Raw genomic sequence first — 20,990 nt, forward strand, 5'->3', positions numbered from 1 at the left:
ATTCCGTCGCGTAACCAAATGGCAACAACGGAATCACTTGTTGGAGTGCCTTCCCTCTGTCAGGATCGGCACTCAAATCGAGCTCAAGCCACGCCGCCCCCCTCGGGGACACGGAGGAGAGCGACATGCACAAACCCGGCTTCACCCCCCAGGACCGCTTCCCTGCCGCCGAACGCTTCGCGGACGGCGCGCAGTTCATCGCGGGCCGCCCGGCGAAGGGCACCTCGGGCCGCACCCACTCCGTGGTCGACCCGGCCACCGGCGCGGAGGTGTACACCTACGACCTCGCCGGCGCCGACGACGTCGACGCGGCCGTCGCCGCCGCGCGGGAGGCGTTCCCGGCCTGGGCCGGCTCCACCCCCGCCGAGCGCTCCGACGCCCTGCACCGGTTCGCCGCCGTGGTCGCCGAGCGGGCGGAGGACTTCGCCCGCGCCGAGTCGCTGCAGTGCGGCAAGCCGCTGAAGCTGACCCGCGAGTTCGACGTGCCGGGCACGACCGACAACATCGCGTTCTTCGCCGGCGCCGCCCGCCACCTCGCCGGCCAGTCGGCCGGCGAGTACTCGGGCGACCACACCTCCTACGTCCGGCGCGAGCCCATCGGCGTCGTCGGGTCCATCGCCCCCTGGAACTACCCGCTGCAGATGGCCGCGTGGAAGATCCTCCCGGCGATCGCCGCGGGCAACACCGTCGTGCTGAAGCCCGCCGAGCTCACCCCGCTGACCTCGCTGCTGTTCGCGCAGGCCGCCACCGACGCCGGCATCCCGGACGGTGTGATCAACATCGTCACCGGCACCGGCAAGGAGGCAGGCGAGCACCTGGTGGGCCACCCCGACGTGGCCATGACCTCCTTCACCGGCTCCACCGCCGTCGGCAAGCGCGTCGCGGAGATCGCCACCGCCACCGTCAAGCGCCTCCACCTGGAGCTGGGCGGCAAGGCCCCCTTCGTGGTCTTCGACGACGCCGACCTGGACGCGGCCGTCAACGGCGCCGTCGCGGGCGCGCTCATCAACACCGGTCAGGACTGCACGGCCGCCACGCGCGCGTACGTGCAGCGCCCGCTGTACGACGCGTTCGTCGAGCGCACCGCCGCGCTGATGGAGACCGTCCGTCTGGGCGACCCCTTCGCCCCCGGCACCGACCTCGGCCCGCTCGTCTCCCACGCCCAGCGCGACCGGGTGGCCGGTTTCGTCGAGCGTGCGCGTGCCTACGCGCGCGTGGTGACCGGCGGTGAGACACCTCTGGGCAATTTCGCCCAGGGTGCGTACTATCTCCCCACGCTGATCGCCGATGCGCCGCAGGACAGCGAGGTCGTGCAGTCGGAGATCTTCGGGCCGGTGCTGGTCGTCCTGCCCTTCGACACCGACGACGAGGGCATCGCACTCGCCAACGACACCCCGTACGGGCTCGCCGCCTCCGCCTGGAGCCGGGACGTGTACCGCACGGGGCGGGCCACCCGCGAGATCAAGGCGGGGTGCGTGTGGATCAACGACCACATCCCGATCATCAGCGAGATGCCGCACGGCGGCTACAAGGCGTCCGGCTTCGGCAAGGACATGTCCGCGTACTCGTTCGAGGAGTACACCCAGATCAAGCACGTCATGTTCGACAACACCGCGGTGGTCCGCAAGGACTGGCACCGCACCGTCTTCGGGGACCGATAGCAGCCAGGCCGCCCGACCCGCGGCCACTTCCCGAAAGGGCACCACGCGCATGGAGCAGTACGAGCCCGACCGCCTCTCGCCGGTCCAGCAGGCCGCGATACGGCGTAGTTTCCGCAACGGCAGGGCGGCCATGACCCGCCGTTCCCTGCTGCGCGCCTCGGCGGGCGGCGCCCTCGCGGTCGGCGGCCTGGGCGCACTGAGCGCCTGCGGCATCCCCGCCGCGGGGAACACCGAGGGCGGCGTCTCCGCCGAGGACCGCTCGGCCCAGGAGAAGACCGTGAACTTCTCCAACTGGACCGAGTACATGGACACCGACGACAGCGGACGCCGGCACCCCACGCTGGACGCGTTCACGAAGCGCACCGGCATCAAGGTCAAGTACACCGAGGACATCAACGACAACACCGAGTTCTTCGGCAAGATCAAGCCGCAGCTCTCCGCGGGCCAGGACACCGGCCGCGACATCATCGTCCTCACCGACTGGCTGGCCGCCCGTCTGATCCGCCTCGGCTGGGTGCAGAAGCTCGACGCCTCCAACCTGCCGCACGCCTTCGCCAACGTGGCCTCGTCGTACCGCACCCCCGACTGGGACCCGGGCCGCGCCTACTCGTACCCCTGGCAGGGCATCGCGACCGTCATCGCGTACAACAAGAAGGCGCTCGACGGGGTCGAGGTGAAGACCCTGTCCGACCTGCTGGACAACCCCAAGCTCAAGGGGCGGGTCGGGCTGCTCACCGAGATGCGCGACACCATGGGCATGGCGCTGCTCGACATGGACAAGGACCCGCGGTCCTTCACCGCCGACGACTACGACGCGGCCCTCGCCCGGCTGCAGAGGTCCGTCGACAAGGGGCAGATCCGCCGCTTCACCGGCAACGACTACACCTCGGACCTCACCAAGGGCGACCTCGCCGCCTGCGTCGCGTGGGCCGGTGACGTCGTCCAGCTCCAGGCCGACAACCCGGACATCGGCTTCGTCATCCCGGACAGCGGCTACATGCTCTCCAGCGACAACATGCTGATCCCCAACAAGGCCCGGCACAAGGCGAACGCCGAGCGCCTGATCGACTACTACTTCGAGCCGCAGCCGGCCGCCCAGCTCGCCGCCTACATCAACTTCGTCTGTCCGGTCGACGGGGTGAAGGAGGAGCTCGCGAAGCTCGACGAGGACGCGGCGAACAACCCGCTGATCCTCCCCGACAAGGCCATGCAGGCCAAGTCCCGTGCCTTCCGCTCGCTGAGCTCCGAGGAAGAGACGGCATTCGAAGGCAAGTTCGCGAAGCTCACTGGGGCGTGACGAGATGAAGACCACCGAAGAGACCACCGCGGCCGGCGGCGGCGACGTCCGCCTCACCGGCATCAGCAAGACCTACGGCGACTTCACCGCCGTGCACCCGCTCGACCTGACCGTCCCCGAGGGCTCCTTCTTCGCCCTGCTCGGCGCGTCCGGCTGCGGCAAGACCACCACCCTGCGCATGATCGCCGGCCTGGAGGAGCCCACCTCGGGCACCGTCCACCTAGGCGACCACGACGTCACCGCGCTGCCGCCGTACAAGCGGCCGGTGAACACGGTCTTCCAGTCCTACGCCCTCTTCCCGCACCTCGACATCTACGAGAACGTCGCCTTCGGTCTGCGCCGGCGCGGGATCAAGAGCGTGAAGAAGCAGGTCGAGGAGATGCTGGAGCTGGTCCAGCTCGGCGAGCAGGCGCGGAAGAAGCCGCACCAGCTCTCCGGCGGCCAGCAGCAGCGCGTCGCCGTGGCCCGCGCGCTGATCAACCACCCCAAGGTGCTCCTCCTCGACGAGCCGCTCGGCGCCCTCGACCTGAAGCTGCGCCGCCAGATGCAGCTGGAGCTCAAGCGCATCCAGACCGAGGTCGGCATCACCTTCGTGCACGTCACCCACGACCAGGAGGAGGCCATGACCATGGCCGACTGCGTCGCGGTGATGAACGCCGGCCGGGTCGAGCAGCTCGGCACCCCCGCCGACCTGTACGAGAACCCGCGCACCACCTTCGTCGCGAACTTCCTCGGCACCTCCAACTTCATCGAGGCCGAGGTCGACTCCACGGCGGGCGACGACATCGTGCTCAAGGCGGGCGGCGGCAAGCTGGTCCTGCACCGGGCCCGCGCGAGCGCGCCCGCCACCACGGGCGGCAAGATCCTCGCCGGGGTGCGCCCGGAGAAGATCTCCCTCACGCACGCCGACGACGCCGGCGAGATACCCGAGGGCCGCAACCGCATCACGGGCCGGATCACCGAGTCCAGCTTCATCGGCGTCTCCACGCAGTTCGTCGTCGACAGCCCCGTCTGCTCCGACTTCGAGGTCTACGTGCAGAACATCGACCGCGACCCGCGGCTCGCGCCCGGCGCCGAGGTCGTCCTGCACTGGAACCCGGCCCACACCTTCGGCCTCGACGCTGCCCAGTCCCTGCTTGCCGGGACAGTGGGCTCCGCGGGCGTCGAGACGGTCGAGGAAGAGGTCGCCTGATGGCCACGGTCACCGAGGCGCCGCCGACGCCGGCGCCCGTCGCCCCCGAGAAGAAACCGCCGCGCAAACGCGGCCGCTGGACGCCGTACCTGCTTCTGCTGCCCGGTCTGCTCTGGCTCGTCGTGTTCTTCGCGCTGCCGGTGATCTACCAGGCCTCCACGTCCGTGCAGACGGGCTCCCTGGAGGAGGGCTACAAGGTCACCTGGCACTTCGCGACCTACTGGGACGCGCTGTCCGAGTACTGGCCGCAGTTCGTCCGCTCGGTGCTCTACGCGGCCTCCGCGACCGTGCTGTGCCTGCTGCTCGGCTATCCGCTGGCCTATCTGATCGCCTTCCGCGCGGGACGCTGGCGCAACCTGATCATGATCCTGGTGATCGCGCCGTTCTTCACCAGCTTCCTGATCCGCACCCTCGCCTGGAAGACGATCCTCGCCGACGGCAGCCCGGTGGTCGGCGCCCTGGACGCGCTGCACGTCCTGGACGTCACCGCGTTCCTCGGCTGGACCGCCGGCGACCGGGTGCTCGCCACCCCGCTCGCGGTGGTGTGCGGTCTGACGTACAACTTCCTGCCGTTCATGATCCTGCCGCTGTACACCTCGCTGGAGCGGATCGACCCCCGGCTGCACGAGGCCGCCGGCGACCTCTACGCCAAGCCGTCGACCACCTTCCGCAAGGTCACCTTCCCGCTGTCGATGCCGGGCGTGATCTCCGGCACGCTGCTGACCTTCATCCCGGCGTCCGGCGACTACATCAACTCGGACCTGCTCGGCTCCACCGACACCCGGATGGTCGGCAACGTCATCCAGTCGCAGTTCCTGCGGATCCTGGACTACCCGACGGCCGCGGCGCTCTCGTTCATCCTGATGGCCGCGATCCTCGCCGTCGTCACGGTCTACATCCGCAAGTCCGGCACGGAGGATCTGGTTTAAATGGCCTTCGTCAATTGGTTCAAGCGCAACGTCGTCGTCATCGCGGGCCTGCTGACGCTCGCCTACCTCCTGCTGCCGAACGTCGTCGTCACGGTGTTCTCCTTCAACCGGCCGAAGGGGCGCTTCAACTACGAGTGGCAGCAGTTCTCCACCGACGCCTGGAAGGATCCGTGCGGGGTCTCCGGTCTGTGCGAGTCGCTCGGCCTCAGCCTGCAGCTCGCCTTCTGGGCCACCCTCGGCGCCACCCTGCTCGGCACGATGATCGCGTTCGCGCTGGTCCGCTACCGCTTCCGCGCGCGCGGCGCCGTCAACTCGCTGATCTTCCTGCCGATGGCGATGCCCGAGGTGGTGATGGCGGCCTCGCTGCTCACCCTGTTCCTCAACATGGGCGCCGAGCTGGGCTTCTGGACGATCCTGATCGCCCACATCATGTTCTGCCTCAGCTTCGTCGTCGTCGCCGTGAAGGCGCGCGTGATGTCGATGGACCCCCGGCTGGAACAGGCCGCGCAGGACCTCTACGCCGGACCGGCACAGACGTTCCTGCGGGTCACGCTGCCGATCGCCGCCCCCGGCATCGCGGCGGGCGCGCTGCTCGCCTTCGCCCTGTCCTTCGACGACTTCATCATCACCAACTTCAACGCCGGCTCGACCGTCACCTTCCCGATGTTCGTCTGGGGCTCCGCGCAGCGCGGCACGCCCGTCCAGATCAACGTCATCGGCACGGCCATGTTCGTGGTCGCCGTGGCTCTGGTGCTGGTCTCCATGGCCGTCGGCAACCGCCGCAAGCGGCAGAAGGCATGACCCGCTGATCCACAGTCCGCAGTAGGGAGTTGAGATCATGGCCCCGAGCGCCATGAGCCGTTGGACGCAGTCCCTCTCCGAGGCCCGGCCGGTCTCCTACTGGCTGGACGACCCCGGCCGCCCCGACCCCGAGCCGGCCCTGACCGAGCGGACCACCTGCGACCTGCTCGTCGTGGGCGGCGGTTACAGCGGACTGTGGACCGCGCTGATCGCCAAGGAGCGCGACCCCTCCCGGGACGTCGTGCTCGTCGAGGGCCGCGAGGTGGGCTGGGCCGCCTCCGGCCGCAACGGCGGCTTCTGCGCCGCCTCCCTCACCCACGGCCTGTCCAACGGGCTCGCCCGCTGGCCCGGTGAGATCCACACCCTGGAGCGGCTGGGCGCCCGCAACCTCGACGCCATCGAGGAGACGGTCGCCCGCCACTCCATCGACTGCGACTTCGAGCGCACCGGCGAGATCGACGTCGCCACCGAGCCGTACCAGGCGGAGGAACTGCGCGCCTGGTACGACGAGATCACCGCCCGGGATCTCGCCGACGGCATCGAGTACCTGGACACCGACGCGGTCCGCGAGCAGGTCGACTCGCCCACCTTCCTCGCCGGGCTGTACGACCGCCGGGGCGTGGCCATGCTCAACCCGGCCCGCCTCGCCTGGGGCCTGAAGCGGGCCTGCCTCGACCTCGGGGTGCGCGTGTACGAGCACACGCCCGCGCTCACCCTGAAGCAGTACGGCGCCGGCATGTCCGTCCGCACGCCGTACGGCGCGGTCCGCGCCCGCCGGGTCGCGCTCGGCACCAATGTCTTCCCCAGCCTGGTCCGCCGGGTCCGCCCCTACACCGTCCCGGTCTACGACTACGCCCTGATGACCGAGCCGCTCACCGAGGAGCAGCTCGACTCGATCGGCTGGAAGAACCGCCAGGGGCTAGGCGACAGCGCCAACCAGTTCCACTACTTCCGGCTCTCGTCCGACAACCGCATCCTGTGGGGCGGCTACGACGCGGTCTATCCCTACGGCGGCCGGGTGCGCGCCGAGTACGACGACCGGCCGGAGACGTACGCCAGGCTCGCGGGCCACTTCTTCACCTGCTTCCCGCAGCTGGAGGGGGTGCGCTTCACCCACGCCTGGGGCGGCGCGATCGACACCTGCTCCCGCTTCTCGGCCTTCTTCGGCACCGCCCACGCGGGCCGGGTGGCGTACGCGGCGGGATACACCGGGCTGGGTGTGGGCGCGACGCGGTTCGGCGCGGAAGTGATGCTGGACCTGCTGGCGGGGGAGCGGACCGAGCGCACGGAGCTGGAGATGGTGCGGAGCAAGCCGCTGCCGTTCCCGCCGGAGCCGTTCGCCTGGACCGGCATCGCCCTCACCAAGTGGTCACTGGCCAGGGCGGACGCGCACCAGGGCCGGCGGAACCTGTGGCTGCGGACGATGGACCGGCTGGGGCTGGGGTTCGACAGCTGAGGGGTGCGGGGCGGTGAGGGGAGCCGTCGGCGGCCGCGCGGGGGCTTGACAACCGAATTGGTCTGGACCAAATTGAGCGCGCTCCACCCCTCCAACTCCCCCTGCCCGGAGGCCCTTGTGGACCGCGCCAGACCCCACGCCCGCCGCCCCCTCGCCGCCCTGCTCACCGCCACCGCCGTCGCCGCGGCCGGCGTCACCGTCCTGACGTCATGGGCCTGGACGGCCAGTACCACTCCATGGGGGGCGCCGACTTCCACATCGCCATGACCGACATGCTGCTCACCGGCTTCCCGGTCGCGGGCGACGCGCACAACGTCTTCCCGCCCCTGCGTCCCGGCCAGGTCGCCGTCGGCATGCCCGCCACGGTCAACGCCGGCAACGGCCACGTGCCCCCGGCGGAGGTCGTCAAGACCCTCAACTGCCTGACGAAGAAGACCGACTGCGGCTCCTACACGACCCACGGCACCTGGCCGTCCCTGCGCGGCCTGATGACCTGGTCGATCAACTGGGACCGCTTCGGCGGCGGGGAGTTCCAGCGGACGTTCGACGGCTACTTCGGCTGACCAGCGCCACACCGGTCAGCAGCATCGCGCCGAGGCACCAGCTCCCCGCCACGTCCAGCGGCCAGTGGTAGCCCCGGCGCACCAGCCCGTACGAGGTGCCCAGGACCAGCAGGGCGCACAGCGCGACCAGCACCCGGCGTACGGCCGGTGACCCGAGGAGGGGGAGGAGCAGCAGGGTCGCCGTGCCGTACGCGACCATCGCCGTGGCCGTGTGGCCCGAGGGGAAGTAGCCGGTCGCCGGGGGGACGGCGGGGGTGCCGGGGCGGTCGGTCCAGGCCTTCAGCGGAACGACCAGTACGGGGACCAGGACCATGGCCGCCGCCCCGGCCGCGGGCGGGAGCCACCAGCGGTCCACACCTGTGGCGCGCAGCCGCCACGCCGTCATCGCCAGCGCGAGGGCCAGGACGGGCACGGCGACCGTGACGTTGCCGAGGTCGGAGAGGAGCTCGGAGGGCCGGTCGGGGTGGACCAGCGCGTCGCTCAGACGCTCGTCGAGGCCGAGGAGCGGGCCGTGGGCGAGGACCTGCCAGGTGATCAGGGCGAAGAGGACGAGCGGCACGACCAGCAGCAGCATGCGGGACAGCCTCGCAGGCGGAAGGGGGCGGACACGCCGGAGGGCCGGCACAAAGGGGGGTGTGCGCCGGCCCTCCGGGGAACGGCTTGCCGTGTCTGGTGCCCGGACGGCCGTCCGGATCGGAACGTCGCGCGCCCCGGGGGGTCTGGGGCGGGCGACCGTCCGATCGTGAGGAGACCCGGGACCCGCGGGCCCCGGTTGTGTGCGCGAGGGCACGACCAGGTCGAAGCTGGGGAGGCCCCGGCCTGAACCGCCCACAGTCCCCTGCGGGCGGGGTGTATCTCTCATCCGGGTAGAAACCTACGGCAGGGGGTCGCCCGGCGACAGGGCACACGGGGTCCTGTCATCCACCTCGCACACGTTCTTCACACGCTCTGCCGCTGTCCGGATCCGGCCGGCCGGCACAGGGGGTCCTGTGCGGCCCACCTGCCCCGACGCGGGATCCGGCACGGCGTCGGTCCGGAACCGACCGGGTCAGATGCGGGTGAAGGCCTGCTCGATGATGTCGAGGCCCTCGTTGAGCAGGTCCTCGCCGATGACCAGCGGCGGCAGGAAGCGCAGCACGTTGCCGTAGGTGCCACAGGTCAGGACCAGCAGGCCCTCCTGGTGGCAGGCCTTCGCCAGCGCGGCCGTCGCCTCCGGGTTCGGCTCCTTGGTGGCGCGGTCCTTGACCAGCTCGATGGCGATCATCGCGCCGCGGCCCCGCACGTCGCCGATGATGTCGAACTTCTCCGCCATGGCGGTCAGGCGGCCCTTCATGACCTCCTCGATCCGCTTGGCGCGGGCGTTGAGGTCCAGCTCCTTCATCGTCTCGATGGCGCCGAGCGCACCCGCGCAGGCCACCGGGTTGCCGCCGTAGGTGCCGCCCAGGCCGCCGGAGTGCGCGGCGTCCATGATCTCGGCGCGGCCGGTGACTGCGGCCAGCGGCAGACCGCCCGCGATGCCCTTCGCCGTGGTGATCAGGTCGGGGACGATGCCCTCGTCCTCGCAGGCGAACCACTGGCCGGTGCGGCAGAAGCCCGACTGGATCTCGTCGGCGACGAAGACGATCCCGTTGTCCTGGGCGAACGTGCTGATCGCCGGCAGGAAGCCCTTCGCGGGCTCGATGAAGCCGCCCTCGCCGAGCACCGGCTCGATGATGATCGCGGCGATGTTCTCCGCGCCGACCTGCTTGGACATCTGGTCGATCGCCTGCGCGGCGGCCTCCGGGCCCGCGTTCTCCGGGCCGGTCGGCCAGCGGTAGCCGTAGGCGACCGGCACGCGGTACACCTCGGGCGCGAACGGACCGAAGCCGTGCTTGTACGGCATGTTCTTCGCGGTCAGCGCCATCGTGAGGTTCGTGCGGCCGTGGTAGCCGTGGTCGAACACGACGACCGCCTGGCGCTTGGTGTACGCGCGGGCGATCTTCACGGCGTTCTCGACGGCCTCGGCGCCGGAGTTGAACAGCGCGGACTTCTTCGCGTGGTCGCCCGGCGTCAGCTCGGCGAGCGCCTCGGCGACGGCCACGTAGCCCTCGTACGGCGTCACCATGAAACAGGTGTGGGTGAAGTCGGCGAGCTGCGCGGAGGCGCGGCGGACGACGGCCTCGGCGGACGCGCCGACGGAGGTCACGGCGATGCCGGAGCCGAAGTCGATCAGACGGTTGCCGTCGACGTCCTCGATGATGCCGCCGCCGGCCCGCGCGGTGAACACGGGCAGCACGGAGCCCACGCCCTGCGCGACCGCGGCGGTGCGGCGGGCCTGCAGCTCCTGCGACTTCGGGCCGGGGATGGCGGTGACGACGCGGCGCTCCTGCGGAAGTGCGGTCATGCGGGGCTCCTGGGGGGTGTAACGGACGCTCGATGCTTCTTTTCCCGCAGGCTAGGGCGGGCCGAGAAGACTGGGCATGCTCCATGTGGGCGTTGTCCGGGGGTCCGGGTTGTCCGCGATGGACATACCCGCCGGACGGCGGCCGTGCCGACGCGGCGCGAAGGCGGTGTCCCGGCCGGATGCGGACCCCGGCCGTGCCATCGGTGGACCCCGCCTGTCGGGGCGTTAGATTGACCTGTCTGTAGGCGTACGAGGCGGCTGCTCAGGGGGCAGGGGCGATGGACAGCGAGGGTACCCAGGACGCGCGGGGCACGCAGGCCGGCCCCGTGCCGCGCCCGGCGGGACCACCTCAGGTACCGGCGGCGCCACCGCGCCCCGCGCACGCGCCGGGGACGCCGCCGCCCCCGGACGGCTCCACGTTCCTCGCCTGGCTGCGCACCCCACGCCCGGAGACGCTCCCCGGCATCTGGCGGTTCGGCCACCGGCCCCGCCCCGAGGAGGAGCCGGAGCGCATCCCCGGCCGTCAGCTGTTCAGCGGCGCGCTGATCGCGTTCCTCGTCGGCTGGCTGATCTGGTCGCTGCTGTGGAACGGCTACCTGGGCGGCTGGTGGCTGCTGCCGCTGTACGCGATGATCCCCGACTCCTGGGCCCAGCCGCACAGCTTCGCCTCCGTCGTGGTCGTCTACGCCTACTACGTGCTCATCGCCGGCGTCATCATGGTCGGCGTGGGCAGGCTCGGCCGCTGGGGCGAGATCTGGCGCCGCTACGGCCCGCCCGCCTGGCGCCGCACCCCTCGCGCCGAGCCCCCGCCCGCCCCCGAGGAGGACCCGGCCGCCTGGCCCGCGCTGGACGCGGCCGAGGCTCGCCGCCGACGGCCGCGCCGGGCTGATGCGGGACGTCGACCATGCCCGGATCGCCCGCGCCTGGCAGGGCGTGCGCACCGGCCGGCACAGCCTCGCCACCTTCACCGGGGCCGTGCTCAAGGACGGCGCCGCCGCCTGCCCGCACCCGTCCGGCGCCCGCGACCTGCCCGTCCGGCAGGCCCGCCACGACCTGCTCACCGGCCAGGTGCGGCTCGGCACCACCGCCGACGACCCGCGCAACCCCTACGCCTACCGCGGCGCCGGCCTCGCCCTCGGCACCGACCTGCTCGGCACGTCCATGCTGGTGGTCGGCCCCGCCGGGTCCGGCAAGACCGGCGGCGTCGTCCGGCCGGTCGCCGAGTCGCTGTGCCTCCAGGCGCTCGCCGGACGGACCGCCGTGGTGGTGGTCGGCGCGGCCGGCGCGGGCCTCGGCCCGTCCGACGCCTACGACGTCGTCATCCGCATCGGCAGCCCCGACTCCGTCTACGACCTCGACCTGTACGGCGGCACCACCGACCCCGACGAGGCGGCGGCCGTGCTCGCCGAGGCGCTCGTCGGCGACCTCGCGGACCCGCACCCCGGCAGCGACACCCGCCGCTCCACCACCGTCCTCGCCCAGCTCCTCGGACCGTTCCGCGCGGTGCACGGCCGCTTCCCCTCGGTGCCGGAGCTGCGGCAGCTGCTCGACGGCGCCCCCGCACCCCTGGCCGCCCTGCGCCAGGGGCTCCAGGAGGCGGGCCAGGAGTCGCTGCTGCGTGAACTCGACGCGCGGGAACGGCAGATGGGTCATCCCGGCGACGTCGGCGGCATCCTCGCCGACCGGGTGGCGCTGCTGGACCGGCCCGCCTTCGCCGGGTTCTTCGACACCTCCGGCGAGTCCCGGCCGTTCACCCTCAAGGCGCTCGACCACCCCGTCCGGGTACGCGTCGACCTTCCCGAGCGGGGCCACGCCGACGCCTCGCGGATGCTCGCGCGGCTGATTCTCGCCCAGTTCACCGCGAGCGTCACGGTGCGCGAGGACCGCTCCCTGTTCGCCTGCCTGGTGCTGGACGACGCCACCGGCGTGGTCACCCCCGAGGCCGTGCGCGGCATCCAGCGGCTGCGGTCCGCGGGCGCGGGCGTCCTGCTCACCCTGCGCACCCTCGACGACGTGCCCCGGCAGCTGCGCGGCCCGCTGCTCGGCGCCACCGGCTGCCGGATGGCGCTGTCCGGGGTGACCCCCTGGGACGGGCAGGACTTCGCCGAGGTGTGGGGGAAGGAGTGGACCGAGGCGCGGGACGTCACCGACCGGCAGATCATCGCCGAGAGCCCGGCAGGCAAGGCCGTGCACGCGCTGCGGCGGGCCATCACCGGCAAGGCGCCCACCGCTCGGGCGGTCACCGTCCGCCAGGTCGAGCGGGAGCGCTGGTCCGCGTCCGAACTGGCGCACGCGGTGCCCGCGGGCCACGCGGTGCTGTCGCTGACCACCGTGAAGGGGGAGCACGCGCCTCCGCTCCTGGTGGACCTGCGGGAGTGAGCGGCCGCGGCCGCCGGGGACCGTACGGTGAGGCAGAATCGACACAGGTCGTTCATACGAGACGGCCAAAAGATCACCGTTCTTGCACACCGACACCGACCCCCGACCGCCGAACCGAAGGCTCACCGCCCCGATGCCCCCGACGCTCGCCTCGCTCGTCCACCACTCCGCGCTCAAACTGACCGTGCGCGCGGGGGAGGACCGCCTCGACGCGCCCGTCCGCTGGGCACACGCCAGCGAGCTCGCCGACCCCGTGCCGTACATGGAGGGCGGCGAGCTGCTCCTGATCACCGCGCTGAAACTCGACGCGGAGGACCGGGACGCCATGCGCCGCTATGTGAAGCGGCTGGTCGGCGCGGGCGTGGTCGGACTCGGCTTCGCCGTCGGCGTCCACTACGACGACATCCCCGAGGCGCTTGTCGAGGCCGCGCGCGAGGAGGGGCTGCCGCTGCTCGAGGTGCCGCGCCGCACGCCGTTCCTCGCCATCAGCAAGGCCGTGTCCGCCGCGATCGCCGCCGACCAGTACCGCGCGGTCACCGCCGGCTTCGCCGCCCAGCGGGAACTCACCCGGCACGCCCTCACCGACGGTCCCGAGGGGCTGCTCGCCGCGCTCGCCTCCCAGGTCGACGGGTGGGCCGCGCTGTACGACGCCTCCGGGGCGGTCGTCGCCGCCGCCCCCGACTGGGCGGGCCGGCGCGCCGCCCGGCTCACCGCGGAGGTCACACGGCTGCGGGAGCGGCCCGCGCGCCCGCCTCCTCGGTCGTCGCCGGACCGGAGAACGAGGACCGGGTCGAGCTGCACTCCCTCGGCACCGGACGGCGCCCCCGCGCCGCGCTCGCCGTCGGCACCGCGTCCGCGCCCGGCACCGCCGAGCGCTACGCCGTCCACTCCGCCGTCGCGCTGCTCACCCTCACCACCGAACGCTCCCGCTCGCTGCACGCGGCCGAGCAGCGCATCGGCGCGGCCGTGCTGCGCATGCTGCTCGCGGGGGAGCCGGACCATGCCCGCGCGGTCGCGGGCGATCTGTACGGCGGGCTGCTCGACGCGCCGTTCCGGATCATCGTCGCCCAGGGGGCGGCGGAGGGTGACGCGTTGGGGGCCCTCGCCGAGGCCGCGGAGTCCGCGGCGGCGCGGTCGGGGGAGGCGGTGCTGGTGGTGCCGGAGGGGGAGCGGGTGGTCGTGCTGGCGGCGGACGGTGGCGCCGTCGTCGGCGCCTGCTGCGATGTCGCTGCCGCGCGGGAGGCCGCGCGGAAGGCGGATGAGGACGAGCTGGTCGTCGGGTTGTCGGCGCCCGCCGGCCCGATCGCCGCGTCCGCCGCTTACAAGCAGGCCGAGCAGGCGTTGTCCGTGGCGCGGCGGCGGGGGAGGGTGCTGGTGGAGCACGAGCAGATGGCCGCGGGGTCCGTGCTGCCGTTGCTCGCGGATGACGCGGTGAAGGCGTTCGCCGACGGGTTGTTGCGCGCGCTGCGGGACCATGACGCGACCGGACGGGGTGACCTTGTCGCCTCGCTGCGGGCTTGGCTGTCGCGGCACGGGCAGTGGGACGCGGCGGCGGCGGATCTTGGTGTGCACCGGCACACGCTGCGGTATCGGATGCGGCGGGTGGAGGAGATTCTGGGGCGGTCGCTGGATGATCCGGATGTGCGGATGGAGTTGTGGCTGGCGCTGAAGGCGACGGCGGCGGATTCGGGGTGAGGGGCGGGGGCCGTACGGCAGGAACGCCGGTGACTGCCACCCCCAGGGGCGCCGGGAACTGCGCGCTCAGCCCCCACGAACCCGCACCCGGCGTAGGCCAATCTGGCACGGACGTGTCCCGCACTACTCCGTCCCGGACAAACGCCGCCCCGCCGCCCCGCACCTACCGTGGTGCCCAGCAAACCCACGTACTCCTCCAACGCGGAAGGGCCGGGACTCACGATGACTTCCACCCACGCCTTCTGGCTCGCCGGCCGCCAGGCCACCGGCGAGACCGCCTTCGACGTCACCTCCCCCTGGGACGGCCGGGTCGTCGGCGCCGTGAGCGTTCCGACCGACGCCCAGGTCGAGGAGGCCGTGGCCGCCGCGTACGCCGTGCGGGACGAGTTCGCCGCCACCCCCGCCCACGTCCGGGCCGCCGCCCTGGACCACGTCAGCCGCCGGCTGGCCGAGCGCACCGAGGAGATCGCCCGGCTGATCTCCGCCGAGAACGGCAAGCCGATGAAGTGGGCGCGCGGCGAGGTCGGCCGGGCCGTGTCCGTGTTCCGCTTCGCCTCCGAGGAGGCCCGCCGCTTCAACGGCGGCGACGCCCAGCGCCTCGACACCGACCCGGGCGGCCAGGGCCGGCTCGCCTTCACGCGCCGCTTCCCCAAGGGCGTCGTCCTCGGCATCGCGCCGTTCAACTTCCCGCTGAACCTGTGCGCCCACAAGGTGGCCCCCGCGATCGCCGCCGGCGCGCCCATCATCCTCAAGCCGGCGCCGGCCACCCCGCTGTCCGCGCTGATCCTCGGCGAGCTGCTGGCCGAGACCGAGCTGCCCGCCGGCTCCTGGAGCGTCCTGCCGGTGCCCAACGACCGTATGCCCGCCCTGGTCCAGGACGAGCGGCTGCCGGTCATCTCCTTCACGGGCTCCGAGAAGGTCGGCTACGCGATCATGGACTCGGTGCCGCGCAAGCACTGCACCCTGGAGCTGGGCGGCAACGGCGCGGCCGTCGTCCTCGCCGACTTCTCGAGCGACGAGGACCTCGACCGGGCCGCGACCCGCATCGCCACCTTCTCCAACTACCAGGGCGGCCAGTCCTGCATCTCCGTGCAGCGCGTCATCGCGGACGCCTCGGTGTACGACCGGCTGCTGCCGCGCATCGTCGCCGCCGTGGAGGCCCAGGTCACCGGTGACCCGTCCGACGACGCCACCGATGTCGGCCCGCTGGTCAGCGAGGACGCCGCCAAGCGCGTCGAGACGTGGGTGGACGAGGCCGTCGCGGCCGGCGCCACGCTCCGCACCGGCGGCAAGCGCGACGGCGCTTCGTACGCGCCGACCGTGCTCACCGATGTGCCCGCCGACGTGACGATCTCCTGCGAGGAGGTCTTCGGACCGGTGCTCACGGTGCAGAAGGTGAACGGCGAGGCGGAGGCGTTCGCCGCCGTCAACGACTCCAAGTACGGCCTCCAGGCAGGCGTGTTCACGCACGACCTGCAGACCGCCTTCCGCGCCCACCGCGCCCTCGAGGTCGGCGGCGTGGTCGTCGGCGACGTGCCCTCCTACCGCGCCGACCAGATGCCGTACGGCGGCGTCAAGCAGTCCGGTGTGGGCCGCGAGGGTGTGCGGTTCGCGATGGAGGACTACACCTACGAGCGGGTCATGGTCCTCACCGGCCTCGCCCTCTGAGCGTCTGACACAGAGGGGCCCGGCACCGATGCGTTCGGTGCCGGGCCCTTCGCCGTTCCGGCTCAGGCCGTGAAGCCCAACCGTGCCACCCGCAGCGCCCCCTGCACCCGCAGCCGCAGGTCCCGTACCCCGCCGGGCGCCCCGTCGACGGGCTCGGTCAGCGTGACGTACGCGTACGGATCCCCCGTGGGTGCCTCCGGGGAGAGGGAGGCGAGCAACGGGCCGCCCTCCAGGGCGACTTCGACCGTGCCCGTGCCGGACACCTCCACCGACACCTCCCGCACCCCGGCGCCCAAGTCGCACCGGCGGTACAGCAGTTCGCCGTCCTTGCCGCCGAGCGCGGTCACCGCGTCGCCCGACTCCTTCGTGCGGTCGACGATCTCGGTGCCGCTCTGTTCGTCGAAGTCGGCCGTGTCCAGGCCGTGTTCGACCACCGGGCGCGGGGCGCCCGGCTCGCCCTCCAGGGTGACCGTGGTGCTCAGCCGCACGTCCTCGCTGGACGCGCCGGCCAGCAGTTCGTACGCCCCCGGCTCCACCCGCCACCGGCCGGCCGCCACGTCCCAGAAGGCGAACGCGGACAGCGGCAGGTCGAAGAGAAGGCGGGTGCTCTCGCCGGGGGCGAGCGTCACCCGGCGGTGGCCGAGCAGTTCGCGGCGGGGGCGCGGCACCGACGCGTTCACCGCCCGCCCGTAGAGCTGGGCCACCTCGTCCGCCGCGACCGCGCCGGTGTTGGTCACCTCGAAGGCGGCCCGCACCCCGGACTCCGTCACGTCGGCCGTCAACTCCCCGTAGGTGAAGGCCGCGTAGGACAGGCCGTGGCCGAAGTGGAACAGCGGGGCGCCCTCGAAGTAGAGGTAGGTCTGGCGGCCGCCGATCACGTCGTAGTCGAGGAGCTCCGGCAGGCCGGCGTCGTCGGCGTACCAGGTCTGCGGCAGCCGTCCGGCGGGGGAGACGTCCCCGGTGAGCACCCGCGCGAGGGCCGTGCCGGCCGCCTGGCCGCCATGCGCGGTCCACAGCACGGCAGGGAGGTCCGCCGCGTCCACCGCGTACGGGTAGGCGGACACCAGGGTGAGCACCGTGCGCGGGTTGGCGGTGCGGGCGGCGCGCAGCAGCCGCTCCTGCTGGGCGGGCAGGCGCAGGGTGGTGCGGTCCTCGGTCTCCCGGCCGTTGATGTGCGGGTCGTTCCCGGCGACCACCACGACCACGTCGGCCGCGGCGGCGGCGCGGGCCACGGCGTCCTCGCCGCGCTCGGTGACGACCAGCTCGAACACCTCTGGCTCGCCTTCGGCGGCCCGCACCCCGTCCGGGGTGACCCGCACGGGATGTCCGGTGCCCAGGTGGCGCAGCAACTGGCCGTCACCGTGCGGCTCCAGGCGGAACGTCTCCTGCACGACCCAGCCGCCCGGCTGGTCGGCGGAGGCGCGCAGACAGCCGTCGTCGGCGACGGAGAGGTAGCGGCCGTCCGGGGCGCGCAGGGTGAGCACGCCGTTCCCCCAGTCGACGAGGGCGAGTTCGGTGCCCTCCGGCGCGGTGGTGAGCGGCGGCAGGTCGGTGCGGCCCGCGAGCAGAGCCGGGTCCAGGGCGCCTTCCTCGCGCCGCGTCGTCTCCGGGGCGTCGGGCGCGGGCGGCACGTGGAGGAAGGCGCCGGCGGAGGTGCGCAGCAGGACGCGGTCGACGCCCTCGGCGAAGTCGACGCGGTCGGCGCCGAACCGCTCGTACAGGCCCTCCAGCGGGGTGGAGCGGTGGATCAGGCTGCCGCTGTACCAGTCGAGCTTGCACTCGTCGGCGAGCAGTCCGACCACGGCGATCCGGCCTTCCGGCGCGAGCGGCAGGAGACCGTCGTTCTTCAGCAGCACCACCGCCTGCTCGGCGGCCTCCTGGGCGAGCGCCCGGTGCTCGGGGGTGTCGAAGGCCCGCTCACCGGCGTACGGGTCACGGCCGGGGTCGAACTCGCCGAGCCGGAACCGTACCGACAGCTGCCGCCGGACCGCCGTGTCGATGTCCTCCTCGGTCAACAGGCCCTGGTCCAGCGCCCCCTTGATGCGGGCGACGACGGTCGAGCTGTCGGTGCCGTGGTCGGTGAAGCTGTCGACGCCCGCGCGCAGCGCCGCCGCCGTGGCCTCCTCGTGCGTGTCGAAGTAGTGCTCGGAGTCGACCAGGTTGGACGGGGCGCCCGCGTCCGAGCAGACCAGCAGCTCCTCGTCGGTCCAGGCGCGCAGATGCTCCCGCAGGTACGGCGACACATGGTTGGGGCGGCCGTTGACCAGGTTGTACGCCGGCATCACCCCGGCCACTGTCCCCGCCTCCACGGCGCCGCGGAAGGCCCGCAGGTCGTACTCGTGCAGCACGCGCGGCCGGACCGAGCTGGACGTGGTGTCCCGGCGCGTCTCGTTGTTGTGCGCCAGCCAGTGCTTGAGGACGGGCGCGGTCCGCCAGTACACCGGGTGGTCGCCGCGCAGGCCGCGGGTGTAGGCGGTGGCGATCGCCGAGGTGAGGCGCGGATCCTCGGAGTAGCCCTCCTCGTTGCGGCCCCACAGCGGGTGGCGCAGCAGGTTCACCGTGGGCGACCAGACGTTGAGGCCGACCCGCTCGTCGCGGGCGCGCATCGCGCGAGCCTCCCGGGAGACCGCCTCGCCCACCCGGCGCACCAGGTCCTCGTTCCAGGTCGCGCCCAGCCCGACGGCCTGCGGGAAGACGGTCGCCGGGCCCATCCAGGCGACCCCGTGCAGGGCCTCCTGGCCGGTGCGGAACGCGGCGACGCCCAGCCGCTCGACGGCAGGACCGAACTGGTGCAGAAAACCGATCCTCTCGTCCAGGGTGAGCCGCGACAGCAGATCGTCGATGCGCTCGGCGAACGGCAGGTCCGGGTCGCGGAACGGCGGCGTGGGCGGGGTGGGTGCGGTCACGTGGGTCCCCTCGGGATGGAGCGCTACGGCGCTTTCGAAGCGCTTCGATGCTCGATGGCCGCCAGGGTGGGTGTCAAGCATCCCGGTTGCTGGACCACTGAGTCCCCAGGTCGCCCCCAGGTGCACCTCGCCTGACTCTCCTCCCTAGTGATCGCGCATCCGTCTCAGGAATTATCGGACCGGGCCTTGTGTGCCACTGGGTGTTCACTTAACCTCGCAGCAACATCGAAGCGCTTCGACAGCGAGGCCGCCGTGATGGCGTGCACCTTCCGCCGGACGACCGCTTCCGATCGGCCAGTTCCACCGAAGACACCACAGCCGACGGCCACCTGCCGGGTGTCCTGGTGCGCCACGAAGGGTTGACGCAATGACGCCGAACGCCGCTTCCTCCTCCGGTCCGAGCCGGAGAGGCTTCCTCACCTCCACGGCGGCAGCCACCGCGGCGGTCGCCGTGGGGTCGCCGCTGCTGGCCGCCTGCGGCGGCGGGGGCCAGGAAGGCCGCAAGGAAGGCACCACCTCGGGCAAGGAAGCCGCGAAGATCCTCCCGGCGTTCGTGGCGTCGAGCGTCGTCACGCCCGACATCCCGGCGAAGAACGGCTCGGCGGTCGGCTTCACCCGGGCGATACCGACGGCCGAGCTGAAGACCTCCGTGCCGAAGACCCCTGGCAGCGGCGGGAAGCTGAAGATCATGTCCCCGTTCTGGGGCACCCCGCCGAAGGGCGACAACCCCTACTACACGGCGATGAACAAGGCCGTCGGCGTCGACGTCACCTGGCAGAACCAGGACGGCGTCACCTACGACCAGAAGCTCGGCGCGGTGCTCGCCTCCAGCGAGATCCCCGACGTGGTGGTCGTCCCCGGCTGGAACCTGATGGGCCGCATCCCCAGCGCGATCAACGCCAAGTTCGCCGACCTGGGCCCCTACCTCTCCGGCGACAAGGTGAAGGACTACCCGAACCTCGCCGCCGTGCCCACCGAGGCCTGGCAGCGCGGCATCTTCGGCGGCCGGCTGCGCGGCATCCCCATGCCCGCCCCGTACGTCACCGACATCGCGCCGCTGTACCGCAAGGACCTGTTCGCGAAGAAGGGCTACACCGTCCCGGGCAGTCCCGACGAGTTCCTGGCCTGGGCGAAGGAGGCCACCGATGCCAAGTCCAAGCTGTGGGCCTGCGACGACATGAAGTGGACGGCGTTCAACGTCTTCGGCGTCCTCTCCGGCGGCGACAAGGCGCTGTGGTGGAACCTGGAGGGCGACAAGCTGGTCAACCGCGTCGAGACCGAGCAGTACCTCGAAGCGCTGGAGTGGACCCGCAAGCTGTACGCCGCCGGGGTCGTCCACCCGGACGCGGTGCAGGGCAAGGCCGGCGGCGACGCGGGCAACCGGTTCACCGCCGGCGAGGTGCTGGTCTACAACCAGAACATCTCCGACTGGTGGGGCAAGACCGCCGAACAGCGCACCCAGAACGCCGACTTCGAGATGGAGGCGTTCGACTACTTCGGCCCCGACGGCGGCGACCCCACTTTGTGGGCGGTCCAGCCGGCCAACATCTTCACCTTCGTCTCCAACAAGGCCTCCGAGCAGCAGGTCAAGGACTTCCTGGCCCTCTGCAACTTCTGCGCCGCGCCCTACGGCACCAAGGAGTTCATGCTCACCGCCTACGGCGTCGAGGGCACCGACTACACCGTCGAGAAGGGCCTGCCGGTCAAGACCCAGCAGGGCGTCAACGAGGTCAACGGCGCCTACGACTACACCGGCAACCCGGCCCCGTACATCGCCTATCCCGACCTGCCCGAGGTCACCAAGGGGATGGTCGAGTGGCAGCAGCGCATGGGCGCCTTCACCAAGAAGTCGTCGTTCTTCGGGCTCACCGTCACCGAGCCCGCCCGCTGGTCCAACCTCGCCGACGACTTCGAGCAGCTCGAGGACGACGTGGTGCGCGGCCGCAAGAAGATCAGCGACGTGCAGCAGGCCGTGTCCGACTGGCGGAGCAGGGGCGGCGACGGACTGCGCGACTGGTACCGCAAGCTGCTCGACGACAACGGCTCGGCCGACTGACCCG

The 20,990-nt window shown here is 72.1% G+C and carries 11 protein-coding genes and 3 pseudogenes; 11 read left to right on the forward strand and 3 right to left on the reverse strand.

The window, feature by feature from the left end; genetic code table 11:
• The first annotated feature begins 125 nt into the window (after nt 1-125).
• The 7 genes and pseudogenes from AY578_RS24090 to AY578_RS24120 all read left to right on the forward strand — a co-directional run.
• Nucleotides 126-1,661 carry a gamma-aminobutyraldehyde dehydrogenase gene (locus AY578_RS24090; protein ID WP_028961774.1) on the forward strand — a complete coding sequence of 512 codons (1,536 nt, stop codon included), beginning with the start codon at nt 126-128 and terminating at the stop codon, nt 1,659-1,661.
• A 49-nt stretch (nt 1,662-1,710) separates the two neighbouring features.
• Nucleotides 1,711-2,958 carry a polyamine ABC transporter substrate-binding protein gene (locus AY578_RS24095; RefSeq protein WP_258905462.1) on the forward strand — a complete coding sequence of 416 codons (1,248 nt, stop codon included), beginning with the start codon at nt 1,711-1,713 and terminating at the stop codon, nt 2,956-2,958.
• Nucleotides 2,959-2,962: 4 nt separating this feature from the next.
• Entirely contained in the window at nt 2,963-4,150 is a 1,188-nt protein-coding gene (locus tag AY578_RS24100; RefSeq protein WP_028961776.1) for an ABC transporter ATP-binding protein, read from the forward strand.
• Complete coding sequence (locus AY578_RS24105) at nt 4,150-5,079, forward strand: ABC transporter permease (protein WP_136238617.1); 930 nt, start codon at nt 4,150-4,152, stop codon at nt 5,077-5,079. The genes AY578_RS24100 and AY578_RS24105 overlap by 1 nt, the downstream gene beginning before the upstream one ends.
• Nucleotides 5,080-5,880, forward strand: a complete 801-nt coding sequence (locus AY578_RS24110; protein WP_019523310.1) for an ABC transporter permease — start codon at nt 5,080-5,082, stop codon at nt 5,878-5,880. It begins immediately after the preceding gene.
• A 37-nt stretch (nt 5,881-5,917) separates the two neighbouring features.
• Nucleotides 5,918-7,336, forward strand: a complete 1,419-nt coding sequence (locus AY578_RS24115) for an NAD(P)/FAD-dependent oxidoreductase (protein ID WP_258905463.1) — start codon at nt 5,918-5,920, stop codon at nt 7,334-7,336.
• Between the two features lie 206 nt (nt 7,337-7,542).
• Nucleotides 7,543-7,899, forward strand: a pseudogene (locus AY578_RS24120) (chitinase); the annotation flags it as partial.
• Here the strand turns inward: AY578_RS24120 and AY578_RS24125 are convergent.
• Nucleotides 7,838-8,473: a phosphatase PAP2 family protein gene (locus AY578_RS24125; protein WP_136238618.1), complete on the reverse strand. Its 636-nt coding sequence runs from the start codon at nt 8,471-8,473 to the stop codon at nt 7,838-7,840. The pseudogene AY578_RS24120 and the gene AY578_RS24125 sit on opposite strands and share 62 nt — an antisense overlap.
• A gap of 474 nt (nt 8,474-8,947) precedes the next feature.
• Nucleotides 8,948-10,282 (reverse strand): 4-aminobutyrate--2-oxoglutarate transaminase, encoded by a 1,335-nt coding sequence (gabT, locus tag AY578_RS24130; RefSeq protein ID WP_019523314.1) that lies wholly within the window; start codon nt 10,280-10,282, stop codon nt 8,948-8,950.
• 278 nt (nt 10,283-10,560) lie between these two features.
• Here gabT and AY578_RS24135 point away from each other — a divergent pair.
• From AY578_RS24135 to AY578_RS24145, 3 genes and pseudogenes are all read left to right on the forward strand, one after another.
• A pseudogene (locus tag AY578_RS24135) lies at nt 10,561-12,661 on the forward strand (ATP-binding protein).
• Nucleotides 12,662-12,794: 133 nt separating this feature from the next.
• A pseudogene (locus AY578_RS24140) lies at nt 12,795-14,356 on the forward strand (PucR family transcriptional regulator).
• A gap of 222 nt (nt 14,357-14,578) precedes the next feature.
• Nucleotides 14,579-16,024 carry an aldehyde dehydrogenase family protein gene (locus tag AY578_RS24145; protein WP_019523317.1) on the forward strand — a complete coding sequence of 482 codons (1,446 nt, stop codon included), beginning with the start codon at nt 14,579-14,581 and terminating at the stop codon, nt 16,022-16,024.
• 62 nt (nt 16,025-16,086) lie between these two features.
• On the opposite strand, the gene AY578_RS24150 is transcribed toward AY578_RS24145, so the two are convergent.
• Nucleotides 16,087-18,930 carry a glycoside hydrolase family 3 C-terminal domain-containing protein gene (locus AY578_RS24150; protein ID WP_215048058.1) on the reverse strand — a complete coding sequence of 948 codons (2,844 nt, stop codon included), beginning with the start codon at nt 18,928-18,930 and terminating at the stop codon, nt 16,087-16,089.
• 367 nt (nt 18,931-19,297) lie between these two features.
• Here AY578_RS24150 and AY578_RS24155 point away from each other — a divergent pair, with 367 nt between their 5' ends.
• Complete coding sequence (locus AY578_RS24155) at nt 19,298-20,986, forward strand: extracellular solute-binding protein (protein WP_019523319.1); 1,689 nt, start codon at nt 19,298-19,300, stop codon at nt 20,984-20,986.
• Nucleotides 20,987-20,990: the final 4 nt, after the last annotated feature.

Source organism: Streptomyces thermocarboxydus (assembly GCF_024760485.1).
Lineage (GTDB): Bacteria > Actinomycetota > Actinomycetes > Streptomycetales > Streptomycetaceae > Streptomyces > Streptomyces cellulosae.